The sequence below is a fragment of the Streptomyces sp. NPDC018964 genome (assembly GCF_044390325.1).
GTDB lineage: Bacteria > Actinomycetota > Actinomycetes > Streptomycetales > Streptomycetaceae > Streptomyces.
In genome coordinates this window covers 327,791-352,084 of sequence record NZ_JBIRYZ010000009.1, presented here as the reverse complement: position 1 = coordinate 352,084, position 24,294 = coordinate 327,791, and the positions used below count along the sequence as shown (strand labels likewise).

The 24,294-nt window shown below is 76.1% G+C and carries 2 protein-coding genes (1 of these 2 running past the window's edge); both read right to left on the bottom strand.

Going from position 1 to position 24,294, the window contains the following annotated elements:
- The coding region (locus tag ACH5AO_RS18370) for an SDR family NAD(P)-dependent oxidoreductase (RefSeq protein WP_398925789.1) at positions 1-10,698 on the bottom strand (10,698 nt) is incomplete at its 3' end.
- Positions 10,699-10,708: 10 nt separating this feature from the next.
- A protein-coding gene (locus tag ACH5AO_RS18365) for a type I polyketide synthase (RefSeq protein ID WP_398925787.1) crosses the window boundary here: on the bottom strand, positions 10,709-24,294 show its 3' portion. It continues 14,998 nt past the right edge of the window; only the last 13,586 of its 28,584 coding nucleotides appear in the window; its start codon lies beyond the right edge, outside the window — the gene reads right to left on this strand; its stop codon occupies positions 10,709-10,711.

Here is a 24,294-nt window from a genome sequence, read left to right as displayed (position 1 = left end):
ACCACCCGCACCCGCGTGCACCAGCACCGACTCCCCCGCCCGCAGACCCGCCAGATCACGGAAGGCGTACAGGGCCGTCAGGAACACCAGCGGCATCGACGCCGCCTGCTCGTCCGTCCACCCGTCGGGGACGTGGACCAGGAACCGCTCGTCGATGAGGACGGTGTCGGCCAGGCCGCCGGGCACCATGCCCATCACCCGGTCGCCCGGCGCGAAGTCGGTCGCCTCGGGCCCGGTGGCGGTGACGACACCGACCGCCTCGGCTCCGAGCTGTCCCGCTTCCCCCGGGTACATGCCGAGCGCGTTGAGCACGTCGCGGAAGTTCAGCCCGGCCGCCCGCACGTCGAGCCGCACCTGCCGGCCCTCCGGAGCGTCCAGCGCCTCCGGGCACGGAACGAGCGTGAGGGCGTCCAGGTCGCCCTTGCCGGTGCTGTCCAGCCGCCAGGGGCCGTGGGCCGGGGGCAGCAGTCCGGCACCGGTGACCACCCGGTCGAGGCGCCCGACGAGCACCTCCCCGTCCCGTACGACGAACTGGGCGTCGCCGCCCGCCAGGAGCTCCGGCAGCAGCGGCAGCACGGTCTCGACGCGGCTGTCCGCGTCGAGGTCGACGAGGGCAAAGCGGGTGGGGTTCTCGGAGTGCGCGGCGCGCAGCAGACCCCAGACGGCCGCGGCCGCCAGGTCCTCGACCCGGTCGCCGTGCCCGGAGCACATCGCGCCCCGGGTGACGAACACCAGCCGGGCCGTCTCGAAGCGGTCCTGCCGCAGCCACTCCTGCACCAGGTCCAGGGCGTGCGCGAGCAGCGTGTGCGTGGCCTGTGGCACGTCCTCGCCGTGGCCGTCGCCGGAGACGGGGACGCACACCAGGGTCTCGGTGCCGGTGAGACCGGCCAGGGCGGCCGCGGCGGCCTGGGTGCCGAGCGCGGGCAGGACGGCGTGGCGGACCGAGGGGTCGGCGGCGGTCTCGGGAGCGGCGGTCCACTCCAGGCGGAGCAGCGAGTCCAGTTCGGTGCGGCGGGCGGCGGGCACCTGCGTCCCGGCGGGGACGCGCAGCACCAGCGACTCGGCAGACAGGACGGGCGCGCCCTCGACGTCCACGGCGGCGATCGAGACCGAGTCCTCACCCGTGCGGGCGACCCGGAAGCGGACCACGGAGGCGCCGCCCGCGTGCAGCGACACCCCTCCCCACAGGAACGGCAGCAGCTTGTGCTCGTCGTCCAGGCCGGCGAAGCCGACGGACTGGACGGCCGCGTCCAGCAGGGCCGGGTGCATGCCGTAGTAACCGGCGTCGTCCGCCTCCGCCGGGAGCGCGGCCTCGACGAACGCCTCCTCACCGCGCTTCCACACGGCGCGGATGGTGCGGAAGACGGGTCCGTACTCGGTGCGGTCGTAGAAGCCTTCCAGGTCGGCGGCGACCGCGTTCCGCGGGGGCCAGACGCTCGCGTCGAAGCCGGCGGTCCGTGCGTCGGTGCCGAGCACGCCGGCCGCGTGCTCCGTCCAGGCCGCCTCCGGCACGTCGGCGGCCCGCGAGTACAGGCTCACCTTGCGGGCGCCGGACTCGTCGGGCGCCCCGACCCACACCTGGACGACGACGGCCCCGTCCTCGGGCAGCAGCAGCGGTGTGGCGAGGGTGAACTCCTCGACGCACGCGCAGCCGACCTCGTCGCCGGCGCGCACGGCCAGTTCCAGGAAGCCGGTGGCCGGGAAGAGGACCATGCCGCCGCCGACGGTGTGGTCCGCGAGCCAGGGGTGCGTGGTGAGCGACAGGCGCCCGGTGAACAGCACGCCCTCGGAGGCGGCGAGCGCCGTGGCGGCGCCCAGCAGCGGGTGTTCGGCGGGGCGGAGCCCTGCTCCCGTGACATCACCGGTGTGGGCCGCCGGGCGGGGCCAGTACCGCTCGTGGTGGAAGGCGTACGTCGGCAGCGCCACCCGGCGCGCACCCGTCCCCTCGAAGCACGGCGCCCAGTCGATGTCGACGCCGGTGACGTGGAGCCGGGCCAGCGCGGTGAGCAGCGCGCTCTCCTCGGGCCGGTCCCCGCGCAGGGCGGGCACCGACACGACGTCCTGGCCTCCGTCCAGCACCCGCGCGGCCATCCCGGTCAGGACACCGTCAGGGCCCAGCTCCAGGAACGCGTTCACACCGGCACCGGACAACGCCCGCACACCGTCGGCGAACCGCACCGTGCCGCGGACGTGGCGCACCCAGTACTCCGCCGAGCACAGCAGCTCCCGGTCCGCGACCTCACCGGTCACGTTCGAGACGACCGGAATCACCGGCTCGGCATAGCTCAGCCCCTCCGCGACGGCACGGAACTCCGCCAGCATCGGGTCCATCAGCGGCGAGTGGAAGGCGTGGCTCACCGACAGGCGCCGCGTCCTGCGCCCCTGGTCGGCGAACTCAGCGGCAAGGGCGAGGACTTCCGACTCGTCACCGGCGACGACCACGGCGTCCGGGCCGTTGACCGCGGCCACCGACACACCGGCGGTCAGCTCGCGGGTGACCTCCTCCTCGGTGGCCTGGACGGCCACCATGGCACCACCGGACGGCAGTTCCCGCATCAGCCGGGCACGCGCCGCGACCAGCGCGCACGCGTCCTCCAGCGACAGCACCCCGGCCACGTGCGCGGCCGTGATCTCGCCGACCGAGTGACCCGTCACGTAGTCGGGCCGTACGCCCCAGGACTCGACGAGCCGGTACAGGGCCACCTCGACGGCGAACAGCGCGGGCTGCGTGAACCCGGTGGTGTCGAGGAGCTCCGCCTCCGGCGTGCCCTCCTCCGCGAACAGCACCTCCCGCAACGGCCGCTCCAACTCGGCGTCCAGCCGCGCCAGTACGGTGTCCAGCGCCTCGGCGAACACCGGGAACCGGGCATACAGCTCACGTCCCATCCCCGCACGCTGCGACCCCTGCCCCGAGAACAGCACCGCCAACGACCGCTCGACGGCACGACCACGCGCCACCTCGACCGGTGCCCCGCCCTCGACGCCCGCGAGCAGCACCGCCCGGTGCTCGAACACCGACCGTCCGGAGGCCAGCGAGTAGCCCACGTCCAGGACGGACCCGGTGTCGAAGGACGTCACCCGGTCGATCTGTCCCGGCAGGGCGTCCTCGGACCGCGCCGAGACGGGCCACGGCACCAGGACCGGCGAGACGGACGGCGCGGTGGCCGGCTCCGGTTCCGGCGCGGCCGGTTCGGGCTGTTCGAGGATGACGTGGGCGTTGGTGCCGCTGAGGCCGAAGGACGACACACCGGCACGCCACGGCCGGTCCGTGTCCGGCCACGCGGTCGGCTCGGTGAGGAGGCGCACCGCGCCCGCCTCCCAGTCGACGTGCGTGGAGGGCCGGTCGACGTGGAGGGTCCTGGGCAGTTCGCCGTGGCGCATGGCGAGCACCATCTTGATGACGCCGGCGACACCGGCGGCGGCCTGGGTGTGCCCGATGTTCGACTTGATGGAGCCGAGCAGCAGCGGGCGCTCCGGGTCGCGGTCGCGGCCGTAGGTGGCCAGCAGGGCCTGCGCCTCGATGGGGTCGCCGAGGGTCGTGCCCGTGCCGTGCGCCTCGACGGCGTCCACGTCGGCGGGGGTGAGCCCAGCGCTCGCCAGGGCCTGCCGGATGACGCGCTGTTGGGAGGGCCCGTTGGGGGCGGTCAGGCCGTTGGAGGCGCCGTCCTGGTTGATGGCCGAGCCGCGGACCACGGCGAGGACCTCGTGCCCGTTGCGGCGGGCGTCCGAGAGGCGCTCCAGGACGAGCAGGCCGACGCCCTCGGACCAGCCGGTGCCGTCGGCGGCGTCCGCGAACGCCTTGCACAGGCCGTCGCCGGCCAGGCCGCCCTGCCGGGTGAAGCCGGAGAAGTTCATCGGGGTCGACAGCACGGTGACGCCGCCCGCGAGGGCGAGGGAGCTCTCGCCGCTGCGCAGGGACTGGGCGGCGAGGTGCAGGGCGACCAGGGAGGAGGAGCAGGCGGTGTCGACGGTGAGCGCCGGGCCCTCCAGGCCGAGGGCGTAGGAGACCCGGCCGGAGATGACGCTGGTGGCGAGGCCGGTGCTGGCGTGGCCCTCGACGTCCTCGCGGGAGGTCATCACCAGGGTCGCGTAGTCCTGGCCGGTGGTGCCGACGAAGACGCCGGTGGCGCTGCCGCGCAGGCTCTGCGGGTCGATGCCGGCGCGTTCGAACGCCTCCCAGGACGTCTCCAGGAGCAGCCGCTGCTGCGGGTCCATGGCGAGGGCCTCGCGCGGGGAGATCCCGAAGAAGCCGGCGTCGAAGCCGCCCACGTCGTGCAGGAAGCCGCCGCGGCGGGTGGCGCTGACGCCCCGGTTGTCGTGGCCTCCGCCGAACAGGGCGTCCAGGTCCCAGCCGCGGTCGGTCGGGAACGCGGTGATGCGGTCCTCGCCGTCGGCGAGCATCCGCCACAGTTCGTCGGGGGTGGTGATGCCGCCGGGCATGCGGCAGGCCATGCCGACGATGACCACCGGGTCGTCGGCGACGTCGGCGGACACGAGGGGGGCGCCCGCGTCGCCGTGTTCGTCGAGGAGTTCGGCGACCAGGTGCTCGGCGAGGCCGTGCGGGGTCGGGTAGTCGAAGACGAGGGTGGCGGTCAGCCGCAGGCCGGTGGCGGTGGTGAGGCGGTTGCGCAGTTCGACGGCGGTGAGCGAGTCGAAGCCGAGTTCGCGGAACTCACGGCCGGGTTCGATGGCCTTGGGCGAGGAGTGGCCGAGCACGGCGGCGGCCTCGGCCCGTACCAGTTCGACGAGGTGGCGGACGCGCTCGTCCTCGGGGAGGGCCAGCAGGCGGCGGGTCAGGTCGGCGGCGGTGCTCGCGCCGCCGACGGCGGTGGCGGCGGCGCGCCGGGTGCCGCGCACCAGGTTGCGCAGCAGCGGGGGCACCTCGCCCTGGACGCGCAGGTCGCCGCCGGTGGAGCCGATGGGGACCACGAGGGGTTCGGCGGAGCCGGTGGCGGTGTCGAAGAGGGCGAGGCCGTGCTCGACGGGGAGGGGGGCGGCGCCGGAGGCGGCGATGCGCCGCATGTCCGCGTCGGAGAGGGTGCCGGTCATGCCGGCGTTCTGCTCCCAGGCGCCCCAGGCCAGGGAGAGGGCGGGCAGGCCGGCGGCGGACCGCTGCTGGGCGAGCGCGTCCAGGAAGACGTTGGCCGCCGCGTAGTTGCCCTGACCGGCGCTGCCCATCACACCGGACACCGAGGAGAACATGACGAACGCGGCCAGGTCCAGGCCCTGGGTGAGTTCATGCAGGTGCCAGGCGGCGTCCACCTTCGGCCGCAGCACCTTCGAAACCCGCTCCGCCGACAGGGACGTCACCACACCGTCGTCGAGGACACCGGCGGCGTGGACGACCGCGGTCAGCGGGTGCGCCGTGTCGATCCCGGCGAGCAGTGCCTCGGCCGCCTCGCGGTCGGCGATGTCGCAGGCGGTGATGTCGACGACCGCCCCGGCGGCCGTGAGTTCGTCCCGCAGCTCGGCGGCGCCCTCGGCGTCGACGCCCCGGCGGGACACCAGGAGGAGACGGCGCACGCCCCGCGCGGTCACCAGGTGGCGGGCCAGTTCCCGGCCCAGGCCTCCCGTACCGCCGGTGATGAGGACGGTGCCGTCGGGGTTCCAGCGCGGCGGCATCGTCAGCACGATCTTGCCCACGTGCTGGGCCCGGCTCATGAACCGGAACGCCTCACGCGCCCGCCGCACGTCCCACACCGTCACCGGCAGGGGCCGCAGCGCCCCCTCGGCGAACAGACCCACCAGCTCCCGCAGCATCTCCCCCGTACGGTCGGGACCCGCCTCACCCAGATCGAACGCCCGATAGGCCACCCGCTCGACCGCCCGCGGGTCCCGGATGTCGGTCTTGCCCATCTCCAGGAACCGGCCACCGTCCGCCGTCAGCCGCAGCGACGCGTCCACGAACTCACCCGCGAGCGCGTTCAGCACCACATCCACGCCCCGGCCACCGGTCACCGCCCGGAACTTCTCCTCGAAGCCCAGATCACGCGACGACGCGATGTGATCGTCATCCAGCCCCAGAGCCCGCAGCGTGTCCCACTTGCCCTCGCTCGCGGTCGCGAACACCTCCGCGCCCAGATGCCGGGCCAGCTGCACCGCAGCCATGCCCACACCACCCGCACCCGCGTGCACCAGCACCGACTCCCCCGCCCGCAGACCCGCCAGATCACGGAAGGCGTACAGGGCCGTCAGGAACACCAGCGGCATCGACGCCGCCTGCTCGTCCGTCCACCCGTCGGGGACGTGGACGAGGTAGCGCTCGTCGATGAGGACGGTGTCGGCCAGGCCGCCGGGGACCATGCCCATCACCCGGTCGCCGGCCCGCAGCCCGGTGGCCTCGGGGCCGGTCTCGGCGACGACGCCGACGGCCTCCGAGCCGAGGAGTCCGGCCTCACCCGGGTACATGCCGAGCGCGTTCATCACGTCGCGGAAGTTCAGCCCGGCCGCCCGCACGTCGAGCCGCACCTGCCGGCCCTCCGGCGCCTGGAGCGCCTCCGGGGAGGGGGCGAGGGTGAGGGCGTCGAGGGTGCCGCGGTCGTCGCTGTCGAGCCGCCAGGGCAGTCCGGCGGCCGGGAGCAGGCTCGCGCCGCTGGTCAGCCGGGCCAGCCGGGCGACGCGCACGGTGTCGTCACGGACGACGAACTGGGTGTCTCCCCCGGCCAGCAGGGCGGGCAGCCGTCCCAGCAGTGTGCGGGCGGTGGCGCCCGTGGTGTCCGCGTCGAGGTCGAGCAGGGCGAAGCGGCCCGGGTTCTCGGCCTCGGCGCTGCGGATCAGGCCCCAGGCGGCGGCAGCGGCGAGGTCGCGCACCCGCTCGCCGGTGTCGGCGGCGACGGCGCCGCGCGTGACGAACACCAGCCGGGACGGTCCGGACGGGTTCAGCCCCAGCCACTCGCGCACCAGGTCGAGGGCGCGGGCGGTGAGGGTGTGGGCGGCGGCGGGCAGTTCGCCGCCGCCGTCGCCCAGCGGTACCAGGACCAGCTCGGGCCGCGGTGAGGCGGCCACACTGTCGGCGAGGGCGGTGAGCGGGGTGCCCGGCAGTCCCGTGCCGCTGCCGAGGACGGCGCAGGGGACGTCCGTGTCGGCGCCGGTGTCGGGGGCGGGGGTCCACTGGAGGCGGAGCAGGCCGTCCTGTGCGCTGCCGCGCAGCGCGGGGGCCTGGATGGCGGAGGGGACGCGCAGGATCAGCGACTCGGCGGAGAGCACGGGCGCGCCCTCGACGTCGACCGCGGCGATGGAGACGGAGTCCTCGCCGACCCGGGCGACGCGGACGCGGACCACGGAGGCGCCGCCCGCGTGCAGGGACACCCCGGACCAGGAGAACGGCAGCAGCTTCTTGCCGTCACCGAGGCCGACGAAGCCGACGGACTGCACGGCCGCGTCGAGCAGGGCCGGGTGCATGCCGTAGTACTCGGCGTCGTCGACCTGGCTCGGCAGGGCGACCTCGACGAACGCCTCGTCGCCGCGCCGCCAGACGGCGCGCAGTCCCTGGAAGACGGGGCCGTACTCGGTGCGTTCGTAGAAGCCTTCGAGGTCGGCGGCGACGGCGCCGCGCGGGGGCCAGACGCTCGCGTCGAAGGGGGTGGTGCGCTCGCCGGTGGTGAGGACGCCGTTGGCGTGCTCGGTCCAGCGCTGCTCCGGGTCGTCCATGGTCTGCGAGTAGACGGTGACCTTGCGGGCGCCGGTCTCGTCCGGGGCGCCGACCCACACCTGGACGACGGCGGCGGCGTTCTCGGTGAGGATGAGCGGTTTGGCGAGGGTGAGTTCGTCGATGCGGTCGCAGCCGACCTGGTCGCCGGCGCGGACGGCGAGTTCCAGGAAGCCGGTGGCGGGGAAGGCGACGACGCCGCCCACCGTGTGGTCCATCAGCCAGGGGTGGGTCTGCGCGGAGAGGCGTCCGGTGAACAGGACCCCGTCGAGGCCGGCGAGGGAGACCGCGGCGCCCAGCAGGGGGTGTTCGGCGGAGACCAGGCCGGCGGCCGACACGTCGCCGGCGGCGGCCATCAGGACGGGCCAGTACCGCTCGTGCTGCCACGGGTAGGTGGGCAGGTCGGTGCGGCGCGCGCCGGTCCCGTCGAAGCAGCGGGCCCAGTCGACGCCGACGCCCGCGACGTGCAGCCGGGACAGGGCGGTGAGCAGGGCGCGTTCCTCGGCGCGGTCCTTGCGCAGGGCGGCCGCGGACACGGTGTCGGCGGTGCCGTCGAGCACCCGCGCGGCCATGCCGGTGAGGACGCCGTCGGGGCCCAGTTCCAGGAAGGCGTCGGCGCCGGCGGCGGCCAGGGCGCGTACGCCGTCGGCGAAGCGCACGGCCTGCCGTACGTGGCGCACCCAGTAGTCGGCGGAGCACAGCAGTTCGGGGCCGGCGATCTCGCCGGTCACGTTGGAGACGACCGGGAGGAGCGGTTCGTGGTAGGTGAGGGTCTCCGCGACGGCGCGGAAGGCGTCGAGCATCGGCTCCATCAGCGGCGAGTGGAAGGCGTGGCTCACCGACAGGCGCCGCGTCCTGCGGCCCCGGTCGGCGAATCCGGCGGCGAGGGCGAGGACTTCCCTCTCGTCACCGGCGACGACCACGGCGTCCGGGCCGTTGACCGCGGCCACCGACACACCGGCGGTCAGCTCGCGGGTGACCTCCTCCTCGGTGGCCTCGATCGCCGTCATGGCGCCGCCCGCCGGAAGTTGTGCCATCAGCCGGGCGCGGGCGGCGACCAGGGCGCAGGCGTCGTCCAGGGACAGCACGCCCGCCACGTGCGCGGCGGCGATCTCACCGACCGAGTGGCCCCCGACGAACTCCGGTGTCACGCCCCACGACTCGACGAGCCGGTACAGGGCGACCTCGACGGCGAACAGCGCGGGCTGGGTGTAGCCGGTGGTGTCGAGGAGTTCCGCCTCGGGGGTGCGGCGCGCGGCGAAGACGACGTCGCGCAGCGGGCGGTCGAGGTCGCGGTCGAGCCGGTCCAGTACGGCGTCGAGGGCTTCGGCGAACACCGGGAAGCGGGCGTACAGTTCACGGCCCATGCCGGGCCGCTGGGAGCCCTGGCCGGAGAACAGGACGGCCAGTGAGCGTTCCGTGGCCCGGCCGCGGGCCACCTCGGTGGGTACGCCGTCGGCGCCGGTGAGCAGCACGGCCCGGTGCTCGAAGACCGAGCGGCCGGTGGCGAGGGAGTAGCCGGTGTCGAGGGCGGTGGCGTCGGTGGGTGCGGTGAGCTGCGCGAGGCGGTCCCGCAGGGCGTCCTCGGTCCTGGCGGAGACCGGCCACGGCACGATCCCCGGGGTGAGGGGCGGGGTGGCGGGCTCTTCGGGCTCCGGGGCCGGTTCGGCCTGTTCCAGCAGGACGTGGGCGTTGGTGCCGCTGATGCCGAAGGAGGACACGCCGGCCCGGCGGGGGCGGCCGGTCTCCGGCCAGGGGGTGCGTTCGGTGAGCAGGCGTACCGCGCCCGCGTTCCAGTCGACGTGGCGGGAGGGCCGGTCGGCGTGCAGGGTGGGCGGCAGGACGCCGTGGCGCATGGCCATGACCATCTTGATGACGCCGGCGACACCGGCGGCGGCCTGTGCGTGTCCGATGTTCGACTTGATGGAGCCGAGGAGCAGCGGGCGCTCGGGGTCGCGGTCCTGGCCGTAGGTGGCGAGGAGGGCCTGGGCCTCGATGGGGTCGCCGAGGGGGGTGCCGGTGCCGTGGGCCTCGACGGCGTCGACGTCGGCGGTGGTCAGGCCGGCGGTGTGCAGGGCGCGCTGGATGACGCGCTGCTGGGCGGGGCCGTTGGGGGCGGTGAAGCCGTTGGAGGCGCCGTCCTGGTTGACGGCGGAGCCGCGGATCACGGCGAGGACGGGGTGGCCGTTGCGGCGGGCGTCGGAGAGGCGTTCCAGCAGGAGCATGCCGACGCCCTCGGACCAGCCGGTGCCGTCGGCGTCGTCGGAGAACGCCTTGCAGCGGCCGTCGCCGGCCAGTCCGCCCTGGCGGCTGAACTCCATCAGGGAGCCGGGCGCGGACATGACGTTGACGCCGCCCGCGAGGGCGAGGCCGCACTCCCCGGCGCGCAGCGCGTGGACGGCGGCGTGCAGGGCGACCAGGGAGGAGGAGCAGGCGGTGTCGACGGTGACGGCCGGGCCCTCCAGGCCGAGGGTGTAGGAGAGGCGGCCGGAGGTGGCGCTGGCGGCGATGCCGGTGCCGATGTCGCCGGTGGCGTCGGCCAGGGAACGGACCAGCAGGTAGGCGTAGTCCTGGCCGTTGGTGCCGACGAAGACGCCGGTGGCGCTGCCACGCAGGCTGTGCGGGTCGATGCCGGCCCGTTCCAGGGTCTCCCAGGACGTTTCGAGCAGCAGGCGCTGCTGCGGGTCCATGGAGACGGCCTCGCGCGGGGAGATCCCGAAGAAGGCGGCGTCGAAGTCGGCGACGCCGTCGAGGAATCCGCCCTGCTGGCTGACGGAGTGGCCGCGGGCGTCGACGCCCGCGTCGCGCAGGGCGTCGAGGTCCCAGCCGCGGTCGGTGGGGAAGCCGGAGATGGCGTCGGTGCCGGACTCGACGAGCCGCCACAGGTCCTCGGGGGAGGTGACGCCTCCGGGGTAGCGGCAGCTCATCGCGACGACGGCGACGGGCTCCGCGGCGGCTGCCGCGAGTTCCCGGTTCTGCCGGCGCAGCCGTTCGGTCTCCTTGAGCGAGGCCCGGAGAGCTTCGACAACTTTTTCGCTGGGCGTGGTCATGGTCGCTCCGTCAGTCCCGCTGTTCGTCAAGGTTGCCGTTGAGTGCCGCCTGCACGAGGTCGTCGACCTCCATGGCGTCGATGGACGCGTCGGACACGTCCTCGGCGCCGGTGTCCCGCGCCGGTGTCCCGGCCGCCGGTGCCTGGGCCCGTCCGGCGAGCTTCAGGAGCGGTTCCAGGACGCCGATCTCCCGCAGCCGGTCGAGGGGCACCGAGGCGAGGACGGCGCGCAGCGCGGTCTCGTCGGTGGTCTCGCCGGTGGTCCCGCCGCCCGGGGTGCCGGCGGGCAGCAGCCGGCCGAGGACGTGCTCGGCGAGGGCGGCGGGGGTGGGGTGGTCGAAGACGAGGGTGGCGGACAGGGTGAGTCCGGTGGCGGCGCCCAGCTGGTTGCGCAGCTCGACGGCGCCGAGTGAGTCGAAGCCGAGGTCGCGGAAGGCCCGGTCGGGGCCCACCAGGTCGGTTCCGGTGTGGCCGAGGACCTCGGCGGCGCGTTCCCGCACCAGGGTGAGCACCGCGCCCAGGCGCCGGTTGCCGGGCAGCCGGGCCAGCCGGTCGCGCAGGGCGGGCGCGTCCCGTCCGGCGTCGTCCCCGGCGGTGGTCGCGGCGGCCGTGAGGGCGGCGTGGGCGGGCATCTCCGTCAGCAGGGCGCTGGGCCGCACCGTGGTGAAGGCCCGTACGAACCGCTCGGGGTCGACGTCGGCGACGACCGCGACCGGGTCGCTCCCGGTGACGGCCTGGCGCAGTGCCAGGACCGCGAGATCCGGGTCGAGCGGCCGGATGCCGGTGCGCCGGGCGAGGGCGGCGGCGCGGTCGTCGCCGGCCATGCCGTCGCCGCCCCAGGCGCCGTAGGCGACGGAGGTGGCGGGCAGGCCGTCGGCGCGGCGGCGTTCGGCGAGGGCGTCGAGGACCGCGTTGGCCGCCGCGTAGTTGCCCTGGCCGGGGTTGCCGACCGCGGCGGACGCGGAGGAGAACAGGGCGAAGACGTCCAGGTCGTGGCCGCGGGTCAGCTCGTCCAGGAGGAGCGCGCCGGTGACCTTGGCGTGGAAGACCGTCTCGAACCGTTCGGGGGTGAGACCGTCGAGCACGCCGTCGTCGAGGACGCCCGCGGTGTGCACGACGCCGGTGAGGGGCGCGTGGGCGGGGATGTCCGCGAGGACGGCGGCCAGGGCGTCCCGGTCGGCGGTGTCGCAGGCGGTGAGGGTGGCCTCGGCGCCGAGTTCGGCGAGCTCGGCGCGGAGCTTGCCGGCGCCGGGCGCGTCGGGGCCGCGGCGGCTGAGGAGCAGCAGGTGGCGGGCCCCGGCGCCGGCGAGGCGGCGGGCGACGTGGGCGCCGAGGGCGCCGGTGCCGCCGGTGATCAGGACGGTTCCGGTGGGCTGCCAGTCGCGGGGGGTGCCGGGCCGTACGGCGGCGAGGCGGCGGCCGAAGACGGCGGCGGGCCGGATCGCGAGCTGGTCCTCGCCCTCGGGGTCGGCGAGGACCGCCGCGAGCCGCCGCGCGGACCGCTCGTCGAGGGTGTCGGGCAGGTCGACGGTGCCGCCCCAGCGGTGCGGGTACTCCAGGGCCGCGACCCGGCCGAGGCCGTGCACGGCGGCCTGGAGCGGCGCGGGCACGCTCTCGCCGGGCGAGACGGCGACGGCGCCGCGGGTGAGGCACCACAGCGGTGCGTCGACGCGGGCGTCGCCGAGCGCCTGGAGCAGCGCGGTGGTGAGGGTGGCGCCGAGCGGGGTGCCGGGCGCTCCCGGGTCGCCGCCCTCGGCGAGGGCGAGCAGCGACACCACGCCGGTGAACGGGTCTTCGCCGTCCTGGAGTTCGCGCAGCCGGGCGGCGAGGCCGGCCCGGTCGGCGCCGGTGGCCTCCAGGCGGACGGTCGCGGGGCCGAGGAGGCGCAGCACCTCGGCGGTCCACGGTTCGTCGGCGCCTCCGGCGGGCAGCACGGCCAGCCAGGTGCCGGCCGGGGCGCCGGTGGCGGCCCGGTTCAGGGGGCGCCAGGCGATGCGCTGGCGCCAGCCGTCCACGGTGGCCTGGTCGCCGCGCTTGCGGCGCCAGTCCCGCAGCGCGGGCAGCACCCGGGACAGGGACTCCCCGTCGACGCCCAGGTCACCGGCGAGGGCGTCGAAGTCCTCGCCCTGGACGGCCGCCCAGAACGCGGCGTCGCCGTCCCCGGCGCCGGCCGCGGTGTCCGCGGTGGCGGGGGCCGCGTCGGGCCAGAAGCGGCGGCGCCGGAAGGCGTACGTCGGCAGGTCGACGCGGCGGGCGCCGGTGCCGTCGAGCAGCGCGGCCCAGTCGAGGGGCTGCCCGGCGGCGTGCAACCGGGCGACCGCGGCGATCAGGGACCGCTCCTCGTCGCGTCCGGTGCGCAGCGCCGGTACGGCGGCCGGGGCCGGGCGGTTGTCGTCGGCGAGGGCGTCGAAGGTGTCCTGCGCCAGGGAGCAGAGCACGCCGTCGGGCCCGAGCTCCAGGTAGCGGGTGGCGCCGCGGGCGGCGAGGGTGCGTACCCCGTCGCCGAACCGGACGGTGTGGCGGACGTGTTCGATCCAGTACCCGGGGTCGCACACCCGCTCCGGTGCGGCCGTCTCCCCGGTGAGGTTCGACACCAGGGGCAGCGTGGGCGCGGTGTACGACACGCTCCGGGTGACCCTTGCGAAGTCCTCGAGCATGGCGTCCATGTGCAGGGAGTGAAACGCATGGCTCACCCGCAAACGCCTAGTCTTCCGGCCGAGTGCGGTGAACTCCTCGGCGAGGGCGGTGACCGCGTCCTCGTCGCCGGAGACCACGACCGTGTCGGGGCCGTTGACGGCGGCCAGTGACGTCCGGTCGCCGAGCCGTGCGACGGCCTCCTCCTCGCTCGCCCGTACGGCGATCATGGCGCCGCCGGCCGGGAGGGCCTGCATCAGGCGGGCGCGGGCGGCGACGACCGTGCAGGCGTCCTCCAGGGTGAACACCCCGGCGACGTGGGCGGCGGCGATCTCGCCGACGGAGTGCCCGGCCAGCAGGTCCGGGCGGACGCCCCAGGACTCGACCAGCCGGTACAGGGCGACGCCGAGGGCGAACAGCGCGGGCTGGGTGTAGCCGGTGGTGTCCAGCAGGGCGGCCTCGGGGGTGCCCTCCGGCGCGAACATCACCTCGCGCAGCGGCCGGTCGAGCTCCGGGTCGAGGTGGGCGGCGACGGCGTCCAGGGCCTCGGCGAACACCGGGTACCGGTCGTACAGCGCACGGCCGGCGCCGGGCCGCTGGGAGCCCTGGCCGGGGAAGAGGAACGCGGTCCGGCCGCCGGGCACGGCCCGGCCGCGCAGGACGTCCGGGACGGTCCGGTCCGCGGCGAGCGCGGTGAGCGCGTCGAGGAGTTCGGCCCGGTCGGCGGCGACGAGCACGGCGCGGTGCTCGAACGCCGAGCGGGTGGTGCCGAGGGACAGCGCCAGGTCGGCGACCGAGGCGGCCGGGTCCGCGCCGTCGGTGAGCCGGGCGAGCAGGCGGTCCGCCTGCTCGGCGAGGGCGTCCCGGGTGACGGCGGACAGGGCCACCGGCAGCGGTCCCGCGGCCGCCGGGCCCTCCCCGGCGGGCGGGGCCGCCGGCGCGGTGGTGGCGGCCGTGGGCTGCTCCAGGACGACGTGGGCGTTGGTGCCGCTGGCGCCGAAGGAGGAGACGCCCGCGCGGCGCGGACGCCCGGTCTCGGGCCAGGCGGTCGTCTCGGTCAGCAGCCGTACGGCGTCCGGGTCCCAGGCGACGTGCGAGGACGGCGTGCCGACGTGCAGGGTCTTCGGCAGGGTGCCGTGCCGCATCGCCAGGACCATCTTGATGACGCCGGCGACACCGGAGGCGGCCTGGGTGTGGCCGAGGTTGGACTTCACCGAGCCGAGCAGCAGCGGCCGTCCGGCGGGGCGGTCCTGGCCGTAGGTGGCGTGCAGGGCCTGGGCCTCGATCGGGTCGCCGAGCGTGGTGCCGGTGCCGTGCGCCTCGACGGCGTCGACGTCGCGGGCGGTGAGGCCCGCGGCGGCCAGCGCCTTGCGGATGACGCGCTGCTGGGAGGGGCCGTTGGGGGCGGTCAGGCCGTTGGAGGCGCCGTCCTGGTTGATCGCCGAGCCGCGCAGCACGGCGAGGACCTCGTGGTTGTTGCGGCGGGCGTCGGAGAGCCGTTCGACGACGAGGACGCCCACGCCCTCGGCCCACGCGGTGCCGTCGGCGTCGTCGGAGAAGGCCTTGCAGCGGCCGTCCGGGGACAGCGCGCCCATCTCGCCGAACTCGACGAAGCCGACCGGCGTCGACATCACGGTGACACCGCCCGCGAGGGCGAGGGAGCACTCGCCGTTGCGCAGGGCCTGCGCCGCGAGGTGCAGCGCGACCAGCGACGACGAGCAGGCCGTGTCGACGCTGACCGAGGGCCCTTCCAGGCCGAGGGTGTAGGACAGCCGGCCGGAGAGCAGGCTCGCCGACTGGGCGGTCTCGACGTGGCCGACCTGGCCGACGGCGGGACGGTAGTCGCCGCTGCCGCCGCCGACGAACACGCCGGTGTCACCGCCGCGCAGCCCGGCCGGGTCGATGCCGGCCCGCTCCAGGGCCTCCCAGGCGGCCTCCAGCACGATCCGCTGCTGCGGGTCGATGACCAGGGCCTCGCGCGGGGAGATGCCGAAGAAGTCGGGGTCGAAGTCGGCGACGTCGTACAGGAATCCGCCATGGCGGGTGACGCTGCGGCCCCGGCCGTCCCGGTCCCCGTTCAGGAGCCGGTCCAGGTCCCAGCCGCGGTCGGTGGGGAAGGCGCCGATGGCGTCGGTGCCGGCGACGGCCAGCTCCCACAGGTCCTCGGGCGAACGCACTCCGCCCGGGTAGCGGCAGCTCATGCCGACGATGACGATCGGGTCGTCGGCCGTCACGGCGTCCGTCCCGGGCACGGCCGGGGCGGCCGGGCCGGTGTCCTCGCCGAGGAGCCCGGTCAGCAGGTGCGTGGCGAGCGCGGTGGGCGTCGGGTAGTCGAAGACCAGGGTGGCGGGCAGGGTGAGGCCGGTCGCGGTCGCGAGCTGGTTGCGCAGGTCGACGGCGGTCAGCGAGTCGAACCCGAGGTCCTTGAAGGCCTGTTCGGCGGGTACGGCGTCGGCGCCCGCGTGGCCGAGCACCGAGGCGACCTCGGTGCGGACCAGGTCCAGGGCGTACGGGAGCCGGTCCCGCTCGTCGAGCCGCCGCAGCCGGGTGCGGAGCGTGCCGGCGGTGCCGGCGTCCGCGCGGTCGCCGCCGCCGACCGCGTCCAGGGCGCGCCGCGCCTCGGGCAGTTCGGTGAACAGGCGGCCGGGCCGGGTGCGGGTGAAGGCGGGCGCGAAGCGGTCCCACAGCACGTCGGCGACGGTCACCGAGGCCGGTGCCGACGGGTCGGCGACGGCGTCGCCGACGACCGCGCCGAGCACGGTCAGGGCCCGGTCCGGGTCCATCGCGGGCAGGCCGTTGGCGCGCAGGTGGGCGGCGAGCCCGTCCGGCCCGGCGCCGACCCAGGCGCCCCAGGAGACGGCGACCGCGGTACGGCCCTCCGCCCGGCGTTCCTGGGTGACGGCGTCCAGGTAGGCGCCCGCGGCGGCGCCGGCTCCCTGACCGCTGACGCCCCAGATGCCGGAGATGGAGCCGAACACGACGAAGGCGTCCAGGTCCCGGTCCCCGGTGGCCGCGTCCAGCGCGTCGAGGTCCCGGCGCACGGCGGCGAGGAGAGTGTCGGCGTCCTCGGCGGGGGTCCCGTCGTCGCCGGTGTGGATCACGGCGGTGAGCGGACGGTCGCCGGGCAGGGCGTCCACCGCGTCGGCGAGGACGGCAGGGTCCGCCGGGTCGTGCACGACCGCCGTGAACTCCGTCTCCGAATCGGCGAGTTCGGCACGCAGCGCGTCGAGCGCGCGGGCTTCGGCCTCACCGCGGACGGCCAGCAGTACGCCGGTGGCGCCGTTCCCGGCCAGCCAGCGGGCGACGTGACCGGCGAAGCCCTCGGGGCCGCCGGTGACCAGCACGGTGCCGGTGGGCCGCCAGGGGGCGTCCGGGCGCTGTGCCGCCGCCCGGACCAGCCGCCGGCCGTAGGCGCCGGAGGCGCGCAGCGCGACCTGGTCCTCGGCGTCCGGACCGGTCGCGGTCAGGACGGCCCGCAGGCGCTCGGCGGTGCGGGCGTCGGCCACGTGGTCGACGTCGACGAGACCGCCCCAGCGGTCGGGCCGCTCCAGGGCGGTGACCCGGCCCATGCCCCAGACGGCCGCCTGCGCGGGGTCCGCCCCGGCCTCGGAACGGCCGACGGAGACGGCGCCCCGGGTGACGGCCCACAGGCGGCCGGTGATCCCGGCGCCGTCCAGGGCGTCCAGCAGGGTGCCGGGCCAGGCGGCACCGGACGGCAGGGCACGGTCACTGCTGTCCGCAGCGAACAGGGACACCGCACCGGCGTACTCGGTGCCGTCGGCGGCCTCCGCCAGCCGTGCGGCGAGCGCGGTGTCGTCCGGGGCGCAGACCACGCGCACCGCGTCCGCGCCGAGGGCGCCGGCGAGGGCCTCGGCCCACGGGTCGCCGTCGAGCACGGTGGGGATCAGGACGAGCCAGGGACCGTCGGCGGCCGGGGAGGTGACGGCGCCGACCGTCAGCGGACGCCAGGTCACCCGGTACCGCCAGCCGTCCACCAGGGACCGCTCGTTGAGCCCGCGGCGCCACGAGGAGAGCGCGGGCAGCACGTCCGACAGGACGGTGTCGTCCAGGTCGAGCGCGGCGGACAGCGCCTGGAGGTCCTCCCGTTCCACGGCGGCCCAGAAGGCGGCGTCCGCCGGGTCCTGCCCGGCTCCCGCGCCGGGTGCGGCGGCCGGTTCGGGCCAGTAGTGCTCGCGCTGGAAGGCGTAGGTGGGCAGCTCGGTACGACGGGCGCCGGTTCCGCGGAACCAGGCGTCCCAGTCGAGGTCGACGCCGGTGACGTGGAGCCGGGCCAGCGCGGTGAGCAGGGCGGTCTCCTCGGGGCGGTCCCCTCGAAGCACCGGCACGGACACCGTGTCGGCGGCTCCGTCCAGCACCCGCGCGGCCATCCCGGTCAGGACACCGTCGGGGCCCAGCTCCAGGAACGCGTTCACACCGGCACCGGACATCGCGCGTACACCGTCGGCGAACCGCACCGTGCCCCGGACGTGGCGTACCCAGTACTCGGGCGAGCACAGCAGCTCCGGGCCTGCGATCCCACCGGTCACGTTGGAGACGACGGGGAGGGACGGCTCCGCGTAGGCGAGGCTCTCGGCGACCCGGCGGAACTCCGCCAGCATCGGGTCCATCAGCGGCGAGTGGAAGGCGTGACTGACCGACAGGCGCCGCGTCCTGCGGCCCCGCGCGGCGAACTCCTCCGCCAGCGCCACGACCTCGGACTCGACACCCGCGATCACCACCGCGTCCGGACCGTTCACCGCCGCCAGGGCGGTGCCGTCCGTCAGCCTCGGAGCGATCTCCTCCTCGGTGGCCTGGACGGCCACCATCGCACCACCGGACGGCAGTTCCCGCATCAGCCGGGCGCGCGCCGCGACCAGCGCGCACGCGTCCTCCAGGGAGAGGACACCCGCGACGTGCGCGGCCGTGATCTCACCGACGGAATGCCCGGCCACGAACTCCGGCCGCACACCCCAGCTTTCGACCAGCCGGTACAGGGCCACCTCGACCGCGAACAGCGCGGGCTGCGTGAACCCGGTCGTATCCAGGAGCTCTGCCTCGGGCGTGCCCTCCTCCGCGAACAGCACCTCCCGCAACGGACGCTCCAGCTCGGCGTCCAGCCGCGCCAGTACGGCGTCCAGCGCCTCCGCGAACACCGGGAACCGGGCGTACAGCTCACGCCCCATCCCCGCACGCTGCGACCCCTGCCCCGAGAACAGCACCGCCAACGACCGCTCCGCCGCACGACCACGCGCCACCTCGACCGGTGCCCCGCCCTCGGCGCCCGCGAGCAGCACCGCCCGGTGCTCGAACGCGGTGCGGCCGACGGCCAGGGTGTACGCGGTGTCGAGGGCCGGGACGTCCGGGTGGGCGGCGGTGAACGACACCAGTCGCCCGGTCTGGTCCTCCAGGGCCTCGGCAGTGCGGGCGGACACGAGCCAGGGCACCTCGGCGGGCGCCACGGGAGCCGCGTCGCCGCGCGGCTCGACGTCCGCCGGGGCCTGCTCCAGCAGGACGTGGGCGTTGGTGCCGCTGACGCCGAAGGCGGAGACGCCGGCGCGGCGCGGACGCCCGGTCTCCGGCCAGGCGCGGCGCTCGCGGAGCAGCGAGACCGTGCCGTCGGACCAGTCGACGTGGGTCGACGGGGTGTCGACGTGGAGGGTGCGGGGCAGTTCGCCGTGGCGCAGGGCGAGGACGGTCTTGATGACGCCGGCGACACCGGCGGCGGCCTGGGTGTGGCCCAGGTTGGACTTGACCGTGCCGAGCAGCAGCGGGTGCCGCGAATCGCGCCCGTCGCCGTAGGCGGCGATGAGGGCGTGCGCCTCGATGGGGTCGCCGAGGGCGGTGCCGGTGCCGTGCGCCTCGACCACGTCGACGTCGGCCGGGGTGAGGCGGGCGTCGGCGAGGGCGGCGCGGATGACGCGCTGCTGGGCGCGGCCGTTGGGGGCGGTCAGGCCGTTGGAGGCGCCGTCCTGGTTGACGGCCGCGCCGCGGACCACGGCGAGCACCGGGTGCCCGTTGCGGCGTGCGTCGGACAGGCGCTCCAGGACCAGGACGCCGGCGCCCTCGGACCAGGCGGTGCCGTCGGCGGAGTCCGCGAAGGCCTTGCAGCGGCCGTCGCCGGCGAGGCCGCCCTGGGCGGTGAACTCGACGAAGGCGTCGGGGCTGGACATCACCGAGACGCCGCCGGCCAGGACCAGGGAGCACTCGCCGGAGCGCAGCGCCGTGGCGGCCATGTGCAGGGCGACGAGCGCCGAGGAGCAGGCGGTGTCGACGGTGACGGCCGGGCCCTCCAGGCCGAGGGTGTAGGACAGCCGTCCGGACATGACGCTGGCGGTGGTGCCGGTGGCGGCGTGGCCACGCACGTCGGTGGTGCCGCGGCGCAGCATGGTGGCGTAGTCCTGGCCGTTGGTGCCGACGAAGACGCCGGTGGCGCTGCCGCGCAGGCCCGCCGGGTCGATGCCGGCGCGCTCCAGGGCCTCCCAGGAGGTCTCCAGGAGCAGGCGCTGCTGCGGGTCCATGGCGAGGGCCTCGCGCGGGGAGATCCCGAAGAAGGCGGCGTCGAACAGGCCGGCGCCGTCGAGGAATCCGCCCTCCAGGGTGGCGGAGCCGCCGCGGGCGAGGGTGTCGAGGTCCCAGCCGCGGTCGGCGGGGAAGCCGGTGATGGCGTCGCGGCCGTCGTACAGCAGGTCCCACAGGTCGTCGGGTGAGTCGACGCCGCCGGGGAAGCGGCAGCCCATGCCGACGATGACCACGGGGTCGTCGTCGGCCGCGCGTCCGGTGGTGTCCGTGGCGGCGCGGTCGTCGGCCGGGTCGGGCAGGGTGCCGAGCAGTTCGGTGAGGAGGTGGGCGGCCAGGTCGCGGGTGGTGGGGTGGTCGTAGACGAGGGTGGCGGGCAGTGTCAGGCCGGTGGTGGCGTTGAGGGTGTTGCGCAGTTCGACGGTGGTCAGCGAGTCGAAGCCGAGGTCGGTGAAGGGCTGGTCGGGTTCGACGGCGGCCGGGTCGGGGTGGCCGAGGACGCCGGCGACCCGGGCGCGTACGAAGTCCAGGACGTGGCGCTGCCGGGCGGGTCCGGTGAGCGCGGCGAGTTCCCGGCCGAGCGCCGGGGCCGCGGTGGTGGCCGTAGTGGTGGCGTCGGCGGTGGTGGCGCGCAGTCCGGGCAGGTCGCGGACGAGGGGGCGGTGGGCGGTGAAGACCGTCGCGTACCGCTGCCAGTCGATGTCGGCGACGGTGAGCGCGGTGTCGCCGTGCTCGACGGCGGTGTCGAGGGCGGCGAGCGCGTCCTCGGCGGTCATCGGGGTGAATCCGCCGCGGCGGACGCGGTCCTCGACCCCGGTGCCGTCGCCGGCCATGCCGGTGCCGGCCCAGGGGCCCCAGGCGACGGAGGCGGCGGGCAGGCCGGCGGCGCGGCGGTGGTCGGCGAGGGCGTCCAGGTAGGCGTTGGCGGCGGCGTAGTTGCCCTGGCCGGCGGCGCCGAGGCTGCCGGCGGTGGAGGAGAACAGCACGAAGTCGGTGAGGCCGCTGTCGCGGGTCAGTTCGTGCAGGTGGGCGGCGGAGTGCGCCTTGGCCCGCAGGACGGTGTCGAACCGCTCGGGGGTGAGGGTGTCGAGGACGCCGTCGTCGAGCACGCCGGCGGTGTGGATCACCGCGGTGAGGGGGTGTTCGGCGGGTACGGCGGCGAGGACGGCGGCGAGGGCGTCGCGGTCGGCGGTGTCGCAGGCGGTGATCGTGACCTGGGCGCCCAGGTCCCTCAGCTCCGCCGCGAGTTCGGCGGCGCCGGGCGCGTCCGGGCCGCGGCGGCTGACCAGCAGCAGGTGCGGGGTGCCGCGTCCGGCGAGGCGGCGGGCGACGTGGGCGCCGAGGGCGCCGGTGCCGCCGGTGATCAGGGCGGTGCCCTCGGGGGCGAAGCGTCGGGGGGCGGGGCCGTCGGGCGCGGGGTGGTGGGCCAGGCGGCGGGCGTAGGTGGCGGAGGCGCGGACGGCGAGGTCGGTCTCGTCGCCGGGTTCGGCCAGGAGGTGCGCCAGGCGGCGTACGGCCCGGGTGTCGAGGTGTTCGGGGAGGTCGACGGCGCCGAAGCGGCGCTCGGGGTGTTCCAGGGCGGCGACCCGCAGGAGGCCGCGTGCGGCGGCCTGTCCGGGGTGGGCGAGGCGGTCGGCGCGGCCGGTGGAGACGGCGCCGCGGGTCAGCACCCACAGGGGCGCGTCGACGCCCGCGTCGCCGAGGGCCTGCACGGCGGTGGCCGTGGGCACCACTCCGTCGAGGCCTACGGAGTCGTCGGCGCCGAGGGCGAGCAGGGACAGGACGCCGGCGAAGCCGCCGTCGGGTGCGGGCAGTTCCCGCAGGAGGGCGGTGAGGTCCGTGCGGTCCCGGCCGTCGGTGGTCACGCGTACGGCGTGCAGGCCGAGGGCGTCCGGCAGTCCGGCCGCGTCGGTGCCGGGGCCGGTGGCCGGGAGCAGGACGAGCCAGGTGCCGGCCGGGCGGGCGGTGGGGGCGCCGTCCAGCGGCTTCCACACGGCGCGGTGGCGGCGGGCGTCGGCGGCGGCCCGTTCGGTGCGGCGGCGCCGCCACGCGGACAGGGCGGGCACGAGGGCGGCGAGGGTGTCGTCGTCGAGGCCGAGGTCGGCGCCGAGGGCGGGCAGGTCGGCGCGTTCGACGGCGGACCAGAACGCGGCGTCCGCGCCGTCGGCCGGGCCGGCCGCGGTCGCCGGGGCGGGACCGTGGGCGGTGTCGGGCCAGTAGCGGCTGTGCTGGAAGGCGTAGGTGGGCAGGTCGACGCGGCGGGCGCCGGTGCCGTGCAGGACGCCGGACCAGTCGACGCGTGCGCCGTGGACGTGGAGGCGGGCCAGGGCGGCGGTGAGCGCGGTGACCTCGTCGCGGTCGCGGCGCAGCGCGGGCACCGTGGTCACCTCGGCGTGGTCCGGAGTGACGTCGGCGGTGTCGAGGGTGTCGCGGGCGGCGGCGGACAGGGTGCCGTCGGGGCCGATCTCCAGGAAGGTGGTGTGTCCCTGCCGGGCGAGGGCGCGCACGGCGTCGGCGAAGCGGACGGTGGCGCGGACCTGGTGCACCCAGTAGTCGGGGGTGCGCAGCGCGTCGGTGTCGGCGGGTTCGCCGGTGACGGTGGACACCAGCGGGACGGACGGCAGGTGGTAGGTGAGGCCGCGGGCGATGCGGGCGAAGTCGTCGAGCATGGCGTCCATGCGCGGCGAGTGGAAGGCGTGGCTGACGCGCAGGGCGCGGATTCTGCGGCCGTCCGCGGCGAGCCGGGCGGCGATCCGGGTGACGGCGTCCTCCTCGCCGGACAGGACCACGGCGCGGGGGCCGTTGACGGCGGCGAGACAGACCTGGTCCTCCAGGCCGTCCAGCAGCGGCAGCACCTCGTCCTCGGCAGCCTGTACGGCGACCATGGCGCCGCCGGCCGGCAGGGCGGCCATGAGGCGGCCCCGGGCGGCGACGAGGGTGCAGGCGTCGTCCAGGGAGAGGACGCCGGCGACGTGGGCGGCGGCGAGTTCGCCGACGGAGTGACCGGCGACGCCGTCGGGGACGATGCCCCAGGACTCGACGAGCCGGTAGAGGGCCACTTCGAGGGCGAACAGGGCGGGCTGGGTGTAGGCGGTGTCGTGCAGGAGGTCGGCGTCCTCGGTGCCCTCCTCGGCGAACAGCACGTCCCGCAGGGGGCGTTCGAGTTCCCGGTCGAAGCGGGTGAGGACGGCGTCCAGGGCGTCCGCGAAGGCCGGGTACCGGTCGTACAGTCCGCGGCCCATGGCGGCGCGCTGGCTGCCCTGCCCGGTGAACAGGAAGGCGAGGCGGCCCCGGGAGGGGGCGCCGGTGACGAGGGCGCCGTCGGGGGTGCCGTCGCGCAGCGCGGTCAGGGCGCGCAGGACCCCGTCGCGGTCGCCGGCGAGGACGGCGGCGCGGTGTTCCAGGGTGCCGCGGGTGGTGGCCAGGGAGTGGGCCACGTCGAGCAGCGGGACGTCGGGGTGGGCCCCGGTGTGGTCGAGGAGCCGGCCGGCCTGGGCGCGCAGGGCGGGGGCGGTGCGGGCGGACAGGACCAGCGGCACGCCGGCCGGCAGGGTGCCGGGGTCCGCGGCGGGTACGGCCTGCGGCCGCTCCGCGTCGGGGGTGTCGGGGGCCTGTTCGACGACGGTGTGGACGTTGGTGCCGCTGAGGCCGAAGGAGGAGACGGCGGCGCGGCGGGGCCGGCCGGTCTCGGGCCAGGGCACGGTGTCGGTGACCAGGTCGATGGCGCCGGAGTCCCAGTCGACGTGGCGGGAGGGGGTGTCCACGTGCAGGGTGGGCGGCACGGTGCCGTGGCGCATCGCCATGACCACCTTCATGACGCCGGCGATGCCGGACGCCATCTGGGTGTGGCCGATGTTGGACTTCACCGAGCCGAGCAGCAGCGGCCGGTCGGCGGGCCGGCCCTGGCCGTAGGTGGCGAGGAGGGCCTGGGCCTCGATGGGGTCGCCGAGCGCGGTGCCGGTGCCGTGGCCCTCGACCACGTCGACGTCGGCGGGGGTGAGGTTCGCGTTGCTGAGGGCCTGGCGGATCACCCGGGCCTGGGAGGGACCGTTGGGGGCGGTGAGGCCGTTGGAGGCGCCGTCCTGGTTGACGGCGGAGCCGCGGATCACGGCGAGCACGGGGTGCCCGTTGCGGCGGGCGTCGGAGAGCCGTTCGACCAGGACGAGGCCGACGCCCTCGGCGAGGCTCATGCCGTCGGCGCCCTCGGCGTACGCCTTGCAGCGGCCGTCGGGGGCCATGGCGCGCTGCCGGCTGAAGCCGGTGAAGGCGCTGGGGGTGGCCATGACGCTGACGCCGCCGGCGAGGGCGAGGGTGCTCTCGCCGTTGCGCAGCGACTGGCAGGCCAGGTGCAGGGCGACGAGCGAGGAGGAGCAGGCGGTGTCCAGGGTGACGGCCGGGCCCTCCAGGCCGAAGGTGTAGGCGAGGCGGCCGGACATCACGCTGGAGA